This is a genomic window from Streptomyces sp. NPDC005485, from assembly GCF_040606085.1.
In the GTDB taxonomy this organism is placed as follows: Bacteria; Actinomycetota; Actinomycetes; order Streptomycetales; family Streptomycetaceae; genus Streptomyces.
In genome coordinates this window covers 1-17271 of record NZ_JBEXDZ010000114.1, presented here as the reverse complement: position 1 = coordinate 17271, position 17271 = coordinate 1, and the positions used below count along the sequence as shown (strand labels likewise).

The following is a 17271-nucleotide window of genomic DNA, read 5'->3' as shown; positions in this document are numbered from 1 at the left end:
GAGTGGCTCAGGACTCCTTGAGCCACTCCCGCAGCTCTTCCTTCAACGAGCGCTGGAACGCGGTCAGCAGTGCCTGTACCACCAGCGGCTGCATATGGGCCGACAGCGACCTGACCGCCGCGACCGAGTCACGCTCGGCGACCTCCTCGCGAAAGAGCCCGGACAGTTCGTGGGCCGCGGCGCGGGAATGCTCCAGCAGGACGTTCCGCGCCGCGAGGATCGTCTCCGGCGCGATCGGTACGTCGAGGAGCTGGACGCCGAGCCGCAGCAGCCCGGGGTCCACGCGGAACGTGTCGCCGGTGGGCGTGATCACGTTCATCGCGGCGAGCCGGTCCAGATCCTCCGCGCCCAGGGGGCGACCCGCCCGCCGCTCCAGTTCGTCGCGCGGGACCTCCTCCGCCGCGTCGGGGGCCCAGGAGGCCACGACGGCTCGGTGGATGGCCAGGTCGTGGGCGCTCAGACCGGGCGGCAGCTGCTGCAGGTAGCGCTCGATCGCGGCCAGCGTCATGCCCTGGTGCTGCAGTTCCTCGATGAGCGCGAGCCGCGCCAGGTGGTCCTGCCCGTAGTGACCCACGCGCCGGGGACCGATCACCGGCGGCGGCAGCAGGCCCTTGGTGCTGTAGAAGCGGACGGTACGGACCGTGACGCCCGCACGCGCGGCCAGCTCGTCGACCGTGAGCGTCGGCTCCTCGGTGTCCGTCGTCATGGCAGGCCCTGCCTCTCCCGGTGGTGCGGCGATCAGGTGCAACAGTATTGCTGTCTCACCAGTGTTGTGAAAGCGTCCGTCCGAGGTAGGCCCAGGCACGACCGTAGGAACGTCCAGCCGACGGCGCCGGGAGGCGGTCATGACCACGATCCTGCGACTTCCCTCAGACCCCGCCGAACTCACCCTCCCCGCCCTGCTGCTGCGCAACGCCGAGGACCACGGAGACCTCCCCGCGCTCTCCTGGCGCATCGGCGACAACTGGTCCACCCTCACCTGGGGCGAGGTGCGCCGCGAGGCCGTCGCCCTCGCCGCCGGATACGCGGACCTCGGCGCAGGGCGCGGCGACCACGTCCTCATGATGATGAGCAACCGCCCCGAGCACTGGCTCAGCGACCTCGCGCTCACTCACCTGGGCGCCGTCCCGGTCTCCGTCTACGGCACAGCCGCCCCCGAGCAGATCGCGCACATCGCCCGGCACAGCCGCGCCCGCCTCGCGATCGTCGAGGGCACGCGTGAACGGGAGCTGTGGGAACCCCTGTTGGCGCAGGAGGGCGTGCCCCTGGAGCAGCTGGTCGTCGCCGAGCCGGCGCAGGCCGGACCCCATCGGACGTACGACTCCCTGAAGGGTGCGGCGGCCCCGGACGACAAGGCCTGGCGCGAGAGTCGCCCCACGGATCCGCTCACGGTCGTCTACACCTCGGGCACGACCGGCGACCCCAAGGGCGTACGGATCACCCACCGCAATGTCGTCCTCGACGCGCTCGCCCTCGACCGTCTCGTCGAACTCCCCGACCATGTCGAGCACCTCTGCTACCTGCCCTTCGCGCACATCGCCGAACGCATGCTCGGGATCTACCTGCCGGTGTTCCGCGCCTCGCACGTGTACCTGTGCCCCGACCCCACGGCCGTCGGCGCGCTCGCGCGCGAGCTGCGTCCCGCGCAGTTCTTCGGGGTCCCGCGGGTGTGGGAGAAGCTCGCCGCCGCCGTACGGGCCGCTCTCGCCGCACTCCCGGAGGAGCGGCGCCGGGCGGTCGAGGCCGCGATGGACACGGCCCGCGCGCACGTGGCCTGCCGCGAACGCGGCGAGGATCCCTCCGCCGAGCTGGAGGCCGCGTACCGCACCGCCAAGGAGCGGGTGCTCGACCCGGTCCTCGCCCTCGCAGGGTTCGACCGGCTGGTGTGGACGGCGAGCGCGTCGGCCCCGATGCCGCAGGACGTGGTGGCGTTCTGGGCCGGCTTCGGTCTCGCGATCATGGACGCCTGGGGACTGACCGAGACGATCGGGGTCGCCACCACCAACAGCCCCGGGGCCTTCCGGCTCGGCTCGGTCGGCAGGCCGATCGACGGCCTGGAACTGCGCATCGCCGCCGACGGCGAGATCCTCGTGCGCGGCGCGACCGTCTTCGACGGCTATCTGCGCCCGGACGGTTCGGTCGAGGACGCCCGCGACGCCGACGGCTGGTTCGCCACCGGCGACATCGGCCGGATCGACGAGGACGGCTTCCTGTGGCTCACCGACCGCAAGAAGGAAATGATCGTGACCTCGACGGGCAAGAACGTCTCGCCCGCGCTCGTCGAGAACACCCTCAAGGAGCATCCGTTCGTCGACCAGGCCTACGTGCACGGCGACGGCCGTTCCTACCTGGTGGCCCTGCTCGTCCCGGACACCACGGCACCGACCGACCCGGCCGCCCTGCGGGAGGGCATCGCCCAGGCCGTCGAGCAGGCCAACGCGCGCCTGAGCCGCCCCGAGCAGATCAAGCGCTACCGGGTCCTCGACGGGGAATGGAGCCCGCAGACCGGCGAACTCACCCCCTCGCTCAAGCTCCGCCGCCGAGCGATCCGCGACCGCTACGCGCGCGTGCTCGACGAGCTCTACACCGATTGACGACCTCTTCAGAGGACGGCCCTTACACCCCTTCCATGTGAGCTGTACAGCCCGTGATCACCATGTGAGATGCACCGCTATGTGACATGTGCCACCGCATGCCGGGTGATCCCTGGGGGAAGGTGGCGCCTTGGTCTGTGCCGTGTCAGGGGCGGCGTGGGCCGAGACGCATTCGGACACCCGCGCACCCCGTGTGCCGGGCGCACCAGAGAGTGGATCCACCCGTGAGCAAGGACGCCAGGGCCTGATGGGCAACGACCCGGACGTCGGCCGCAAGACCCTCCTTCTCATCCCGGTCATCGCGGCCCTGCTGGTCGGCGGCTGGTTCGCCGTCCGCCGCCGCGTCGCGCGCGACGAGGACCGGGAACTGGCGGACCTCACGAAGTAGCGGCCCGCGCGGCGAAACAACCCCAAGGCCACCGTCAGTGGCAGCGCCTACGGTGGTGTCATGTCGGAGATCACGTATGTCCGGGGTGACGCCACCGTGCCGTTGGGCAAGGGCGTCAAGGTGATCGCTCACGTCTGCAACGACATCGGGGGCTGGGGAAAGGGCTTCGTGCTGGCCCTGTCGCGCCGCTGGCCGGAACCGGAGGCCGCGTACCGCGCCTGGCACCGCGGCCGCGCGGCGAACGACTTCGGCCTGGGCGCGGTCCAACTGGTGCGCGCCGAGCGGTATGTGTGGGTGGCCAACATGGTCGGGCAGCGCGGCATCCGGACGGGCAGCAAGGGCGTCCCCGTACGCTACGAAGCGATCGACGCGGCGCTGACCGCGCTCGCCGACCGCGCGGCCGAACTCGGCGCCTCCGTCCACATGCCCCGCATCGGCTGCGGCCTGGCGGGCGGCAAGTGGTCCCGCATCGAGCCGCTTGTCGGGGAGCGGCTCGTACGGCGGGGCATATCGGTGACGGTGTACGACCGGGAAGGGTGACTTTCGGCCAACTCTGGCTCGGATGCGCGTTGGTATGCACCTATGAGCGGGTAGATCGCCGGTATGGATCTCATCCCTTACCCGGTAGGGCCACTCAACCCCCAAGTTCAGGACGTGTTCCTCGCACTGGCGCTGTTCGCCTTCTGCTACCTGTTGGTCTCCCGGGTGCTGCCCCGGATCAACCAGGTTCTTGCCGAGCGTCGCGAGGCCCTCAGCTGGGCCGATGTCGAGAAGTGCCGCGGCGAGGGCGATGCCTTCCGGGCGCATGCCGAGGCCGTACTGGCCGAGGCGCGCCACGACGCCGCCCGCACCCGTCAGCAGGCCATGGAACAGGGCAACGCCCTGATAGCCGAAGCTCGCGCACGCGGGCAGCGCGACCGCGCGGAGATCCTGGTCCGGGGCCGGGCCGCCGTCGAGTCCGAACGCACGGCCACCGAGGCCGCACTCCACAGGTCCGTCCCGGAACTGGCCTCGGCACTGGCGAGCCGCATCGTGGGCGAGCCGGTCGCCGCGTCCGCGGAGCACGCCAACTGACGCCGGATCGGCGGCGAGCGCGCAGAACCCCCGGTCGAGGACCGGGGGTTCGGTCGCGGTTCTGATCAGCCGCCGCTCAAGTGATCAACCGGCGTGCGCGGAGTTCGTGGCCGCGATCTTCTTCCACGACCTGGGCTGCGCGGGCACCGACTTCGAGCGCGCGATGGAAGCGCCCTGCGCCGCGGGTGCGGCCGGCTTCGACGGCTGGAAGAGCCAGGTGCCGAAGAGCGCGCCGAGCGACTTCCCGGACACCTTCTCGGCGTACGCCTGGAAGTCGCCGACCGATGCGTTGCCGTACGCGTGCTCCTTCGGCCACCCCTTCAGGATGGCGAAGAACGCGTCGTCCCCGACCTCGTTGCGCAGCGCCTGGACGGCGAGCGCGCCCCGGTCGTACACGGCGATGTCGAACTGGTTGTCCGGCCCCGGGTCACCGGGCTTCACGGTCCAGAACGCGTCGTCGGCCGGGTGGGAGGCGTACACGTAGTCCGCGAGCTCCTGCGCCGTGCCCTCGTCCTCGTGCTCGGACCACAGCCACTGGGCGTAGCGCGCGAAGCCCTCGTTGATCCAGATGTCCTTCCAGCCCTTGAGCGACACGTCGTCGCCGTACCACTGGTGGGCCAACTCGTGCACGACCACCGAGGTGTTGGAGCCGTTCGCGAACTGCTTCGGGCTGTAGTACACCCGGGTCTGGGTCTCCAGCGCGTACCCGGTGGTCGTGTTCGGGACGTACCCGCCCACCGAGTTGAAGGGGTACGGGCCGAAGTACCCGCTCAGCCAGTCGACGAGCTCGCCGGTGCGCTCGACGCTCGCCCGCGCCGCCCCGTCGTTGTCGCCGAGATCCTTGCTGTAGGCGTTGATGACCGGGATGCCGCTGTCCGACGTCCCCGTCGTGATGTCGAATTTGCCGACAGCGAGCGTGGTGAGGTACGTGGCCTGGGGCTTGTTGGACCGCCAGTTGTAGCGGGTCCAGCCGAGCTTCGAACTCGTCGACTGCAGCAGGCCGTTGGAGATCGCCTGGGTGCCGTCCGGCACGGCCACCGAGACGTCGTAGGTGGCCTTGTCGCTCGGGTGGTCGTTGCTCGGGTACCACCACCACGCCGCCTCGGGCTCGTCCGCCGCGATCGCACCGTCAGGGGTGCGGTGCCAGGTGTTGAAGCCGTACGCGCTCTTCGTGGACGGCACCCCGCTGTAGCGGACGACGACGGTGATCGCGGTGTCCTTGGGCAGCGGCTTCGCCGGAGTGATCTCCAGCTCGTGCTGGCCCGAGGTGGCGAACGTCGCCTTCGCGCCGTTGACCCGCACCTCGCTGACATCGAGCAGGAAGTCCAGATCGAAGCGGGACAGATCCTGGGTGGTCCTGGCCGACAGGGTGGCCGTGCCCTCCAGTTCGTCGGTCTGCGGCTGGTACTTCAGTCGCAGGTCGTAGTGCGAGACGTCGTATCCGCCGTTGCCGTAGGCCGGGTAGTAGGGGTCGCCGATGCCCGGCGCCCCGGGGGAGTAACTTGCGGCCGATGCCGGGATCGCCAGCAGCAGGGAGGCCGCGAGTGCGCCCGGGGCGATGAGTCTGCGGTGCACGGAATCTCCAAGTCGTAGGGGCACGAAGTCTGTTCGCAGCCTATTCAGTCCCTGTGGCCCCGGTCGTGTCCATGGCCGCTCCTGTCACACGATCGCCATTCGGCCGACATGAGCGACTGCACCCCGGGGCGTGTCTTCATCTGCCCCCTGTTGTCCAGGAGTTGACCGGAGTACCGTCCGCGCATGTCGATACCTGCGCGCCGCATGCGCTTCACGACCTGGAGATCGCTCGCGACGGCGGCCACAGCCGCCCTGATGGCCGCCTTCCTCACCCCGGCCGCCGCACACGGCGCCCCCCGGGAGAGCACACCCGTCTACTCGTACGCGAACGCGATCCGCGAGGCCGTCTGGGTGGACACCGGACTCGACGGCGACAAGGACGGGAAGGCCGACCGTGTCGCCGTCGACATCGTCAGGCCCCGCGAACCCGCCCAGCAGCACCGCAAGATCCCCGTGATCATGGACGCGAGCCCCTACTACTCCTGCTGCGGCCGCGGCAACGAGGGCCAGCTGAAGACGTACGACGCCGACGGCAACGTCGTCCAGATGCCGCTGTTCTACGACAACTACTTCGTGCCCCGCGGCTACGCCTTCGTCGGCGTCGACCTGGCCGGCACCAACCGCTCCGACGGCTGCGTGGACGTCGGCGGCCGCTCCGACATCCAGTCCGCGAAGGCCGTCGTCGACTGGCTGAACGGCCGCGCCAAGGCGTACACCACGCGCACGGGCACCGCGACCGCCAAGGCGAGCTGGACCAACGGCAAGACCGGAATGATCGGCAAGAGCTGGGACGGCACGATCGCCAACGGCGTCGCCGCCACCGGGGTCAAGGGTCTCAGGACCATCGTCCCGATCAGCGCCATCTCCTCCTGGTACGACTACTACTTCGCCAAGGGCGCCCCGCTCTACGACTCCGGCCCCGACGCCCTCTCCGACTACGTCGACAGCCCCGACGCCCGCGCCAAGTGCGCCGCCGTACAGCAGAAACTCGTCGACCAGGCGCCGCGCACCGGCGACTGGACGTCGCTGTGGACCGAGCGGGACTACGTGAAGGACGCGAGCAAGGTCACCGCCAGCGTCTTCCTCGTCCACGGCATGCAGGACCTCAACGTCCGCACCAAGCACCTCGGCCAGTGGTGGAACGCCCTCGGCAAGAAGGGCGTCGACCGCAAGATCTGGCTGTCGCAGACCGGCCACGTCGACCCCTTCGACTTCCGACGCGGGGCCTGGGTCGACACCCTGCACCGCTGGTTCGACCATGAACTTCTCGGCTATGACAACGGCATCGACAAGCAGCCCATGGCCGACATCGAGCGCCACCCCGACCAGTGGGCCACGTCCGCCGTCTGGCCGCCCCGCAGCACCGACACCGTGAAGCTCCGCCCCGGCCGGGGCGCTCAGGCGGGCGTCGGCACCCTCGGCCTGAGGACCGGCTCCGGAACGGAGACCTTCACCGACAACCCGCAGCTGAGCGAGACCGACTGGGCCGCGAACATCGGCCGGTCCACCCCGGACAAGGCCGGGTTCACCACCGGACCGCTCACCCACGATGTGCGCCTGTCGGGCTCCTCCAAGGTGACCGTCACCGCGACGCCCACCACCGCGACCGCCCACCTCTCCGCGGTCCTGGTCGACCTCGGCCCGGACACCATCCGCGACTACAACGCCGCCGGCGAGGGCATCAGCACCCTCACCGACCGCACCTGCTGGGGCTCGAGCACCACGGGCGACAGCTCCTGCTTCAAGGTGACAAAGGCGAAGACCGCGGCCGTCGACTACACCGTCTTCAGCCGCGGCTGGGCCGACCTCGGCAACTACGCCTCCGACCTGAAGGGCGTCCCGCTCACCCCGGGCAAGCCGTACACGATCACGCTCGACCTGGCCGCCACCGACCACGTCGTCCCCAAGGGCCACCGCCTGGCGCTGATCGTCGCGGGCACCGACAAGGACCTCATCGATCCGCCGTCGACCACGCCGACCCTCACGCTCGACCTGGCCCGCACCTCGGCCCGCGTCCCGCTGGTCGGCGGCGCCAAGGCCTTCGAGCACGCGACCGGTGCGGGCTCCGTCGCGCCGAGCGCCACCGTCCTCGACGGTGTCGGCGCGCCGCGCACCGTCCATCGCGTCCCGGGTCTGTGATGTCCCGAGGCATCCGTGCCCTGGCCGTGGCGGTCTCCGCCACGGCCTTGGCCGCGCCCCTGCTGACCGTGCCCGCCTACGCGACGCAGACCCCGCCGCGCACCGGATTCGAGCAGAGCGACGGCGCGCGCTGGACCAGCCAGTCCGAGGAGCAGGACTTCCTGGCGGCCGTCGACAAGGCGAGCGAACGGGTCGCCGTGTCGCGCATCGGCACCACGCAACAGGGCCGCCCGCTCCGCCTGGCCCGCATCCAGGGCGGACCCCGCACCACCACCGTCCTCCTCGTCTGCAGCCAGCACGGCGACGAACCCTCCGGCCGCGAGGCCTGTCTCACCACCATCCGCGATCTGGCCTTCGCGAAGGACGCGCGGACCCGGCGGATTCTCGCGGACACCACCCTCCTCGTCGTACCCACCGCCAACCCCGACGGCCGGGCCGCCGACACCCGCGAGAACAGTGACGGTGTCGACATCAACCGCGACCACCTCGCACTGAGGACGGCCGAGGCCCGCGCCATGGCCGGAGTCCTGCGCGACCGGGCGCCTGACGTCGTCTACGACCTGCACGAGTACGGCGCCACACCTCCCTACTACGACAAGGACCTCTTCGACCTCTGGCCGCGCAACCTCAACACCGACGAGGCCGTGCACGACGAGGCGCGGACCCTGTCGCAGGAGTACGTGCGTCCTGCCGCCCAGGACGCCGGGTACTCGACGGGCACGTACGGCATCTGGACCGACCCCGTCACCGGCGACCCGATCAAGCAGACCGCCGGGGACGGGCAGGAGCGCATCCTGCGCAACATGTCGGGCATCAAGCATGCTGCCGGGCTGCTCATCGAGAGCCGCGTCGATCCGCTCACGGACGCCGAGAAGGCGGACCCCGCCCTGAACCACCGGCGCCGTGTCCACTCCCAACTCGCCGCAATCGGCGGCCTGTTCGACTTCACGAAGCAACGGGGCCGAAAGCTCGCGGCGGCGACCGGGGTGGCCCGGCTCGCGGGGTACCGGGACAGCGGCCCGGTCTACCTCGGCGGCGCCGACAACGACCCCGCCGAACCCTCCGAGGTGCTCCAGGACCCGCCCTGCGGCTACCGGCTCACGGCGGACCAGTACACGGATGTGCGGGACGAACTCGCCCTGCACGGCGTGCACATGAGACGCGACGGCGACGGCGTCCTCGTACCGCTGAGGCAGTCCTCGCGCGCCCTCGTCCCGCTGCTCCTCGACGGACGCGCGCCCTACCACCTCGTGGCGGGGGAGCCCGACACCGACTGCTGAGCTCAGGAGGCGGCCGGGCCCACCAGCTCGGCCGCCTCCCGCGCGCAGCCCCACGCCACCGTCACACCCGCACCGCCGTGCCCGTAGTTGTGCACCAACACCCGCCCGCCGGGCAGCACTTCACGCTCCAGGCGCACCGCCGTGCGCACCGGACGCAGACCCACCCGGTGGTCGAGCACGCGCGCCCCGGCGATCTCCGGCCGCACCGCCGCGCACCGCCTGACGATCTCCTCGGCCACCCTCGGGTCGGGCGTCAGCGACCAGTCGTCCTCGTCGGCCGTGCCGCCCAGGATCAGCCCGCCCGGCTGCGGCATGAAGTACGTGCTCTTCGCCGCGGTGTGGTCCACGGACGTCAGCCAGGTGCGGATGCCCGGGTTCTCGACCACGACCAGCTGCCCGCGCACCGGACGCACCGCCCGGTCCGGCACGAGATCCCGGGCGCCGAGCCCCGTGCAGTTGACCACCGCCGGCGCCTCGGCGCCCGCCTCGCCGAGATCGCGCACGACCCGCTCCTCGACCGTCCCGCCCGCCGCGACCAGCCGCTCCTGCAGCCACCTCAGGTACACCGGCATGTCGATCAACGGCAGCCGCGCCCACAGCCCGGTCCCGGCGTACTCGTCCGCGGTCGCCGCCCGCAGCCCCGGCACATGCGCGGCCCACGCGCCCAGGTCGTCCAGCCGTGTCTCGCCCTGTACGCCCTCGACCATGCGTACGCCCGTCTCGTCGGGCCGCGCCGCCAACTCCTCGTACACGGCGAACGAGCGCAGCGACCAGGCGCCGACGAGCGCCTCCGGTTCGATGCGGTACGGCCACCACAGTCCGCCCGCAACCGCCGAGGTGGTCCGCCCGACGGGGTCGCACGCCCACACCCGTACGCGCCTGCCCGCCTCGGCCAGGACGACGGCAGTCGTGAGGCCTATGACGCCGCCGCCGACCACGATCACATCACCGCTTCGCGCTCTGTCCACGCCGGGACGTTAGCGGAATATGTCATGCCGTGCTCATATCACTCCCCGTGCGGGAATACTCACAGCATGTCTGCCGAGTACGCGACCTTCGGCCTGGCACCGGCGATGCGTGCCGGTGGAGTCCTCGCCAACGGTGACTACCAAGTGCACCGGGATTTCGTGGACTTCATCGTCGACGGCCGCCCGCTGCTGTTCCAGCTCTCCGACCTCGACGCGGTGTCCCCGCTCGCCTCCGACGTGCCGCCCGCCATCTTCACCGCACAGGTGCGCAGCCTCCTCCTGGAGGCCGAGGCACCGCTCGACGGCGGCCGGTACGTCATCTACGGCTGCCCCGAATGCCAGAGCCTCGAATGCGGGGCCGTCACCGCCGCCATCGAAAAGGCCGGCGACGACTACGTATGGCGCGACTTCGCCTGGCAGACCGATGAGCACGCCGACCTGGAGCTCAACGGCTATCACGGCATAGGGCCGTTCCGCTTCCGCGGTGCCGAATACCGCAGCGCGCTCTCCTCCCTGCTCGACGGCGACTCCGGGGCACGCCGCCGCGTCCTGCTGATCGGCGCGCGCGTCGCCGTCCTCGCCAAGCTCGCCGCCGCCCTGCGCACCATCGGCATCGGCGCCGACATCACCCACGACGCGTCCGGCGTGCCCGCCGACGAACTGCGCGCGTACGGCGCCGTCGCCTTCGGCCGCGCCGTGGCCGAGCAGGAACGTGCCGCCGTACGCGACTCCTTCGCGCGCGCAGGCGTCGACGTCGCCTACGTCGAGGGTCTCGCCCCGATCATTCCGCTCCTGGTCGCGCAGATCGAGCACGCCCTGGACCGCAGTGCGACGGAGCAGCGCCGCCTGACCCGCCTGGTCGCCGCCGACGGCGAGGCCGGCATAGAGGTGACCTCGACCTGCCGGGTCCGGGTGACCGCCTACCGGCTGGACCGCCTGCGCCGCACCCACGCGCACGAGGTCTTCGACGGAGTCCTGGACGCGGGCCGGCACCGCGTCGCCCTAGACGCCGGAGCCGTGAAGGGGGAGTCCTTCCTGGTCGCCCGCACGTCGGGGAGTGTGCTGGTGGAGGCGATGGCGCACTGAAAACCCGGGCGCGACCCGGACGGCGGGGCCGTTAGGATCGGCCTCCTGATGACTGCCACTCTCGTCGCCAAGAACCTCGCCGCCGGACACGGCGACCGCTCGCTCTTCTCCGGGCTCGACCTCGTCGTCGCGCCCGGTGACGTGATCGGGCTCGTCGGTGCCAACGGCGCGGGCAAGTCCACCCTGCTGCGCCTGCTCGCCGGGCTCCTCACCCCGGAGGAGGGGGAGCTGCGGCTGTCCCCGCCCAGCGCGACGGTGGGGCATCTGCCACAGGAGCCGGAGCGGCGGGAGGGCGAGACGGTCCGCGACTTCCTGGCCCGCCGTACCGGCGTGGCCGAGGCCCAGCGCGTGATGGACGAGGCCACACAGGGGCTCGTCGACGGGGCGCCGGGCGCCGATGACGCGTACGCGACCAGCTTGGAGCGGTGGCTCGACCTCGGCGGCGCCGACCTCGACGAGCGGGCGGAGGAGGTCGCCGACTCCCTCGGCCTCGCGGTGGACCTGGACCAGCCGATGACCGCCCTTTCCGGCGGCCAGGCAGCCCGCGCGGGCCTGGCCTCCCTGCTGCTGTCCCGCTACGACGTCTTCCTGCTCGACGAGCCGACCAACGACCTGGACCTGGACGGCCTGGAACGCCTCGAACGCTTCGTGAGCGGCCTGCGGGCGGGCACCGTCGTCGTCAGCCACGACCGCGAGTTCCTCACCCGCACGGTCACCAAGGTCCTCGAACTCGACCTGGCACAGCAGGAGATCACCCTGTACGGCGGCGGGTACGAGGCCTACCTGGAGGAGCGGGACGTGGCCCGCCGGCACGCCCGCGAGGACTTCGAGGAGTACGCCGACAAGCGCTCCGCCCTCGAAGGCCGCGCCCAGATGCAGCGCTCCTGGATGGACAAGGGCGTCAAGAACGCCCGGCGCAAGGCGAACAACGACAACGACAAGATCGGGCGCAAGTTCCGCAGCGAGGCCAGCGAGAAGCAGGCCGCGAAGGCCCGGCAGACCCAGCGCATGATCGAGCGCCTCGATGTCGTGGAGGAACCCCGCAAGGAGTGGGAGCTGCGCATGGAGATCGCGGCGGCGCCGCGATCCGGCTCGGTCGTCGCCACCCTGCGCGACGCCGAGGTGCGCCGCGGCGACTTCGCCTTCGGCCCGGCGACGCTGCAGATCGACTGGGCGGACCGGGTCGCCGTCACCGGCGCCAACGGTGCGGGCAAGTCGACACTGCTGGGCGCGCTGCTCGGCCGCATCCCGTTGGACGCAGGGCACGCGACGCTCGGCTCCGGCGTCGTGGTCGGCGAGGTCGACCAGGCCCGCAAGCTCTTCCACGGCTCCGAATCGCTGCTGGACGCGTTCTGCGCGGCGGTGCCCGAGACCGAGCCCGCCGAGGTCCGCACCCTGCTGGCCAAGTTCGGCCTCAAGGCGGACCACGTCCTGCGCTCCGCGGTGACGCTCTCCCCGGGCGAGCGCACCCGCGCCGCCCTGGCGCTGCTCCAGGGCCGAGGCGTGAACCTCCTCGTCCTCGACGAGCCGACCAACCACCTCGACCTCCCGGCCATCGAGCAGCTGGAGTCGGCCCTCGACTCCTACGAAGGCACGCTGCTGCTGGTCACGCACGACCGCCGGATGCTCGACGCCGTCCACACGACACGCCGCCTGGAAGTCGCCGACGGCAAGGTGACGGAGACGGTGTAGAGCGGGCGGCCGAAGCAGGGGAGGGGGAGGCCGGGTGACGCCGGATGCGCGACTCGTGGCAGCGGTACGCGGCGGGAACGCGGCGGGGGTGAAGGCCGCGCTGGAGGCGGGCGCCGATCCCGACGCCGTCGACGAGCACGGCACGCCCGCGCTCTGCCTGGCCGTCGACACCTTCGACACCGCGGTCGTCGAGGAGCTGGCCTGGTGCGCCCGGCTCGACCGGACCGCCCCCGACGGCCGCCCACCGCTGCTGCGCGCCGTCGACCGCGGTGACTACGACAGCACGGTCGTCCTGATCGCCAAGGGCGCGCACCTGTGGGCCAAGGACGCCGAGGGCCGTGACGCCCTGGCACTGGCCCGGTACTGGCACGAGACAGGTGCGGCGCTCGAACTCCGCCGCAGAACGGGACTGACGGGACCCGTCCGCCGTACGGCGATCCGTGACGAGGACGGCTGCACCCGCGAGGAGATCACCCTCGGCGAGCTCACCGTCCGCACCGGACATGCCGCCATCCTCACCTTCCTGGAGCCCAAGTACGGCGTCAGGCCGTCCTTCGGGGACCTGCTCGCCCGCGCCCTGGCCGAAGCCGATGTCGACCATGTCGTGTGGTGGACCACGACCGGCGTCCTCCAGGAGCGCCACGATCCCCAGGTGTGGCAGGCAGCGGCAGCCCTGTGCGCCCGCCCCGATCCGCGGGAGCGGTGCTTCGGCGCGGAGGTGCTCCGGGTGACCAACCTGTTCGACGAGAGCGAGGACTCGCGCTTCGAGGGCCCGCTCGTCGACCTGTTCCTCGTCCGGGCAGAAGAGGAGACCGACCCGCGCGTGCTGCGGGTGCTCACCGCGGGACTGGCCGACACCACGGATCCCCGACGCGTCGACCCACTCCGGGCGCTGGCCGCTCACGACGACGGCAGGGTCCGTGAACGCGCCGTCCACGGCCTGGCCGAGCAGGTCGCCGCGGGGGACTCCGGTTCCCTGACCGTCGTGCTGGCCCGCACCCGGGACGCCGTCGCCGACGTACGCCGGGCCGCCTGCCTCACCCTCGCCGAAGCCCCCGCGAACCTTCCGGCTCCCTCGGACGCCCTCGCCGCCCGCCTCGACGACGAGGACGAAGCCGTACGCGTCACGGCGGCGACCCGCCTCGTGCTGCGCGACGACCCCCGCGGCGACGAAGTGCTCCGCGACTACGCCGGAATAGGCGAGGATTCCCCGTACTTCTGGCTGCTGTACGACGCGTGGCACCACCAGCGCCGCACGCCCTAGACACCCGACAGCCAGGGGCTTTTTCGAGGCCGGCCTCGCCCTGGGCGCCCGGTCACCGGGGCACCCGGGGCGAGGACCGGAACGTCAGCCCCGGCCCCGCTTCGGGTCGGTCAGCCCGGCCCGGCGCAGAGCGTCCGCCATCGCACTGTTGGCAGGCGGCGCCGCCTGACGTGCACCGCCACCACCACCGCCACGCCCTTGGCGCGCCGGCTGCTGCCCGCGCTGCTGCGGCGGCCGCCCGCCGCGCTGGGGACGCCGCCCACCGTCCTGCTGAGCCTGCGGTGCCGCCTCGTCGTCCAGCCGCAGCGTCAGCGACACCCGCTTGCGCGGGATGTCGACGTCGAGCACCTTCACCTTGACGATGTCACCCGGCTTCACGACGTCCCGCGGATCCTTGACGAACGTCTTGGACATGGCGGAGACATGGACGAGCCCGTCCTGGTGGACGCCGATGTCCACGAAGGCACCGAAGGCGGCCACGTTGGTGACGACGCCTTCCAGCACCATCCCGGAGGCAAGGTCGGAGAGCTTCTCCACGCCTTCCTTGAAGGTGGCGGTCTTGAAGGCGGGCCGGGGGTCGCGTCCGGGCTTCTCCAGCTCCTTCAGGATGTCGGTCACGGTCGGCAGACCGAACGTCTCGTCCACGAAGTCGTCCGGCCGCAGCGAACGCAGCACCGCCGTGTTGCCGACCAGCGAAGCGACCTCGTTCCCGGCGGTCTTCACCATGCGCCGGACCACGGGGTACGCCTCGGGGTGCACGCTGGACGCGTCCAGCGGGTCGTCCCCGCCGCGGATCCGCAGGAAGCCCGCGCACTGCTCGTACGCCTTCGGCCCGAGCCGGGCGACCTTCTTGAGGGCCGTGCGGGAGGCGAACGGCCCGTTCGCGTCGCGGTGCGCCACGATGTTCTCGGCGAGCCCGGAGGTGATGCCCGAGACACGGGAGAGCAGCGGCGCGGACGCGGTGTTCACGTCCACCCCCACCCCGTTCACACAGTCCTCGACCACCGCGTCAAGCGACCGCGACAGCTTCACCTCGGACAGGTCGTGCTGGTACTGCCCGACGCCGATCGACTTCGGATCGATCTTCACCAGCTCGGCCAGCGGGTCCTGCAGGCGCCGGGCGATGGACACGGCGCCGCGCAGCGACACGTCCATGTCGGGCAGTTCCTGCGAGGCGAACGCGGACGCCGAGTACACGGACGCCCCCGCCTCGGAGACCATGACCTTGGTGAGGCTCAACTCCGGGTGCTTGGTGATGAGTTCACCGGCGAGCTTGTCGGTCTCGCGGGACGCCGTGCCGTTGCCGATGGCGACCAGCTCGACCGCGTGCTCCTTGGCGAGCCGGGCGAGCTTCGCGATGGCCTCGTCCCACTTGTTGGCCGGGACATGGGGGTGGATGACGTCGGTGGCGACGACCTTGCCGGTCGCGTCGACGACGGCGACCTTCACGCCCGTACGGAACCCGGGGTCCAGGCCCAGCGTCGCGCGCGTGCCCGCCGGGGCGGCGAGCAGCAGGTCGCGCAGGTTCGCCGCGAACACGTTCACCGCCTCGTCCTCGGCTCCCGTCCGCAGCCGCAGCCGCACATCGATCCCGAGGTGCACGAGGAGGCGGGTCCGCCAGGCCCAGCGGACCGTGTCCGTGAGCCACTTGTCGCCCGGGCGGCCGCGCTCGGCGATCCCGAAGCGGTGCGCGACGATTCCCTCGTACGAGGAAGGGCCGGGCTGCTCGGAGGGTTCCTCCGGCTCCAGGACGAGGTCGAGGACCTCCTCCTTCTCGCCGCGCAGCATCGCGAGGACGCGGTGCGAGGGCAGGTCCGTGAACGGCTCGGCGAAGTCGAAGTAGTCGGCGAACTTGGCGCCCGCCTCCTCCTTGCCCTCCCGCACCTTGGCGGCCAGGCGGCCGCGCACCCACATGCGCTCACGCAGCTCGCCGATCAGGTCGGCGTCCTCCGAGAACCGCTCGGTGAGGATCGCCCGCGCGCCGTCGAGGGCGGCCTGCGGATCGGCCACTCCCTTGTCGGCGTCGACGAAGGCCGTGGCCGCGGCGAGCGGATCGATCGACGGGTCGCCCAGCAGGCCCTCGGCCAGCGGCTCCAGACCCGCCTCGCGTGCGATCTGCGCCTTGGTGCGCCGCTTCGGCTTGAACGGCAGATAGATGTCCTCCAGGCGTGCCTTCGTCTCGGCACCCCGGATCCGCGCCTCCAGCTCGTCGCTGAGCTTGCCCTGCTCGCGTACCGAATCGAGGATCGCCGTACGCCGCTCCTCCAGCTCCCGCAGATAGCGCAGCCGCTCTTCGAGGGTGCGCAGCTGCGCATCGTCGAGCATCTCCGTCGCTTCCTTGCGGTAGCGGGCGATGAAGGGCACCGTCGAACCGCCGTCGAGCAAGTCGACGGCCGCCTTGACCTGCCGCTCCCGTACGCCGAGTTCTTCGGCGATCCTGCCTTCGATGGACCCTACGAGGGGTGTCGTCACGATCCCGTACCGCCTTCTCCACTGGGGTTGCGCGGCAATTGTGGCAGGTGGCGCCGACAACGGGGGATCAGGGCGGGGCCCGGCCGTCGCGGATTTCCGCTGTGCCCGTTCCCGCGGCCCGCGCAGCGCTAGCGTCAAGTCCCATGATCGTATGGCTCAACGGCACCCACGGCGCAGGCAAGACGACGACCGGTCCACTCGTGCAGCGGCTGATCCCGGATTCACGGGTGTTCGACGCCGAGAAGGTCGGCGAGACGCTCATGGACATCACACCGGGGCTGCCCGGGACGGACAACTTCCAGCACTGGCCGCCGTGGCGGCAGCTCGTGGTCGAGACCGCCCGCCGGGTACTCGACTACACCGGCGGCACTCTGGTGATGCCCATGACCGTCCTGGTCGAGGAGTACTGGCGTGAGATCAGCACGGGTCTGGCCCACCATGCCATTCCGGTACGGCACTTCGTCCTCCACGCCGACCAGGACACCCTCCGCGGGCGCATCGCGGGCGACACCGTTCTCGGCCCCGACTCCCCGTTCCGTCTCAAATACCTGGAGCCCTACGCCGAGGCGGCCCGCACCTGGCTGCACGGCGAGGCCGAGGTCGTCGACACCACACACCTCACACCCGCCGAGGCCGCCCGGCAGATCGCCGAGGCCGTCAGGAGCTGAGGTCCGCCGGCCGGTCGCGGCCGGGGCCGGACATACGGGGAGCCGGGCGCGCCGACACGCCCGGCTCCGGC

14 protein-coding genes are annotated in these 17271 nt (G+C 71.4%); 10 read left to right on the top strand and 4 right to left on the bottom strand.

Going from position 1 to position 17271, the window contains the following annotated elements; translation table 11 throughout:
• Positions 1-7: 7 nt before the first annotated feature.
• Positions 8-706, bottom strand: coding sequence for a MerR family transcriptional regulator (locus ABZS97_RS30845; RefSeq protein WP_356142920.1), 699 nt, complete (start codon positions 704-706; stop codon positions 8-10).
• A gap of 139 nt (positions 707-845) precedes the next feature.
• Here ABZS97_RS30845 and ABZS97_RS30840 point away from each other — a divergent pair, with 139 nt between their 5' ends.
• The 4 genes from ABZS97_RS30840 (at position 846) to ABZS97_RS30825 (ending at position 4056) form a co-directional block, all read left to right on the top strand.
• A complete protein-coding gene (locus tag ABZS97_RS30840; protein ID WP_356142918.1) occupies positions 846-2594 on the top strand; it encodes an AMP-dependent synthetase/ligase in 1749 nt (582 codons plus the stop codon).
• 247 nt (positions 2595-2841) lie between these two features.
• On the top strand, positions 2842-2982 hold the full coding sequence (locus tag ABZS97_RS30835; RefSeq protein WP_356142951.1) for a hypothetical protein: 141 nt from the start codon (positions 2842-2844) through the stop codon (positions 2980-2982).
• 60 nt (positions 2983-3042) lie between these two features.
• Positions 3043-3522, top strand: a complete 480-nt coding sequence (locus ABZS97_RS30830; protein WP_356142916.1) for a macro domain-containing protein — start codon at positions 3043-3045, stop codon at positions 3520-3522.
• Positions 3523-3636: 114 nt separating this feature from the next.
• A complete protein-coding gene (locus ABZS97_RS30825) occupies positions 3637-4056 on the top strand; it encodes a hypothetical protein (RefSeq protein ID WP_356142914.1) in 420 nt (139 codons plus the stop codon).
• A gap of 84 nt (positions 4057-4140) precedes the next feature.
• Here ABZS97_RS30825 and ABZS97_RS30820 read toward each other — a convergent pair whose 3' ends face one another.
• Positions 4141-5631: a M1 family metallopeptidase gene (locus ABZS97_RS30820; protein ID WP_356142912.1), complete on the bottom strand. Its 1491-nt coding sequence runs from the start codon at positions 5629-5631 to the stop codon at positions 4141-4143.
• Between the two features lie 183 nt (positions 5632-5814).
• Here ABZS97_RS30820 and ABZS97_RS30815 point away from each other — a divergent pair, with 183 nt between their 5' ends.
• Entirely contained in the window at positions 5815-7770 is a 1956-nt protein-coding gene (locus ABZS97_RS30815) for a Xaa-Pro dipeptidyl-peptidase (protein WP_356142910.1), read from the top strand.
• On the top strand, positions 7770-9050 hold the full coding sequence (locus ABZS97_RS30810) for a M14 family metallocarboxypeptidase (RefSeq protein ID WP_356142908.1): 1281 nt from the start codon (positions 7770-7772) through the stop codon (positions 9048-9050). Before ABZS97_RS30815 ends, ABZS97_RS30810 begins: the two co-directional genes overlap by 1 nt.
• 2 nt (positions 9051-9052) lie before the next feature.
• On the opposite strand, the gene ABZS97_RS30805 is transcribed toward ABZS97_RS30810, so the two are convergent.
• Positions 9053-10018, bottom strand: a complete 966-nt coding sequence (locus ABZS97_RS30805; RefSeq protein ID WP_356142906.1) for an FAD-dependent oxidoreductase — start codon at positions 10016-10018, stop codon at positions 9053-9055.
• Positions 10019-10084: 66 nt separating this feature from the next.
• Here ABZS97_RS30805 and ABZS97_RS30800 point away from each other — a divergent pair, with 66 nt between their 5' ends.
• The 3 genes from ABZS97_RS30800 to ABZS97_RS30790 are packed head-to-tail and all read left to right on the top strand — an operon-like array spanning position 10085 to position 14060.
• Complete coding sequence (locus ABZS97_RS30800; protein ID WP_356142905.1) at positions 10085-11104, top strand: oxidoreductase; 1020 nt, start codon at positions 10085-10087, stop codon at positions 11102-11104.
• A gap of 48 nt (positions 11105-11152) precedes the next feature.
• On the top strand, positions 11153-12796 hold the full coding sequence (locus ABZS97_RS30795; protein WP_356142904.1) for an ABC-F family ATP-binding cassette domain-containing protein: 1644 nt from the start codon (positions 11153-11155) through the stop codon (positions 12794-12796).
• A 34-nt stretch (positions 12797-12830) separates the two neighbouring features.
• The gene (locus ABZS97_RS30790) at positions 12831-14060 is read left to right on the top strand and encodes a HEAT repeat domain-containing protein (RefSeq protein ID WP_356142902.1); all 1230 of its coding nucleotides are present in this window, start codon (positions 12831-12833) and stop codon (positions 14058-14060) included.
• An 84-nt stretch (positions 14061-14144) separates the two neighbouring features.
• On the opposite strand, the gene ABZS97_RS30785 is transcribed toward ABZS97_RS30790, so the two are convergent.
• Positions 14145-16532 carry a Tex family protein gene (locus ABZS97_RS30785; RefSeq protein ID WP_356142900.1) on the bottom strand — a complete coding sequence of 796 codons (2388 nt, stop codon included), beginning with the start codon at positions 16530-16532 and terminating at the stop codon, positions 14145-14147.
• 143 nt (positions 16533-16675) lie between these two features.
• On the opposite strand from ABZS97_RS30785, the gene ABZS97_RS30780 reads away from it, so the two are divergent.
• Positions 16676-17200, top strand: a complete 525-nt coding sequence (locus ABZS97_RS30780; RefSeq protein ID WP_356142898.1) for an ATP-binding protein — start codon at positions 16676-16678, stop codon at positions 17198-17200.
• Positions 17201-17271: the final 71 nt, after the last annotated feature.

Excerpts from the sequence above, each read along its gene's own strand:
- ABZS97_RS30845 (WP_356142920.1), bottom strand. The coding sequence starts at position 706 with ATGACGACGGACACCGAGGAGCCGACGCTCACGGTCGACGAGCTGGCC.
- ABZS97_RS30840 (WP_356142918.1), top strand. The coding sequence starts at position 846 with ATGACCACGATCCTGCGACTTCCCTCAGACCCCGCCGAACTCACCCTC.
- ABZS97_RS30835 (WP_356142951.1), top strand. The coding sequence starts at position 2,842 with ATGGGCAACGACCCGGACGTCGGCCGCAAGACCCTCCTTCTCATCCCG.
- ABZS97_RS30830 (WP_356142916.1), top strand. The coding sequence starts at position 3,043 with ATGTCGGAGATCACGTATGTCCGGGGTGACGCCACCGTGCCGTTGGGC.
- ABZS97_RS30815 (WP_356142910.1), top strand. The coding sequence starts at position 5,815 with ATGTCGATACCTGCGCGCCGCATGCGCTTCACGACCTGGAGATCGCTC.
- ABZS97_RS30810 (WP_356142908.1), top strand. The coding sequence starts at position 7,770 with ATGTCCCGAGGCATCCGTGCCCTGGCCGTGGCGGTCTCCGCCACGGCC.
- ABZS97_RS30800 (WP_356142905.1), top strand. The coding sequence starts at position 10,085 with ATGTCTGCCGAGTACGCGACCTTCGGCCTGGCACCGGCGATGCGTGCC.
- ABZS97_RS30795 (WP_356142904.1), top strand. The coding sequence starts at position 11,153 with ATGACTGCCACTCTCGTCGCCAAGAACCTCGCCGCCGGACACGGCGAC.
- ABZS97_RS30780 (WP_356142898.1), top strand. The coding sequence starts at position 16,676 with ATGATCGTATGGCTCAACGGCACCCACGGCGCAGGCAAGACGACGACC.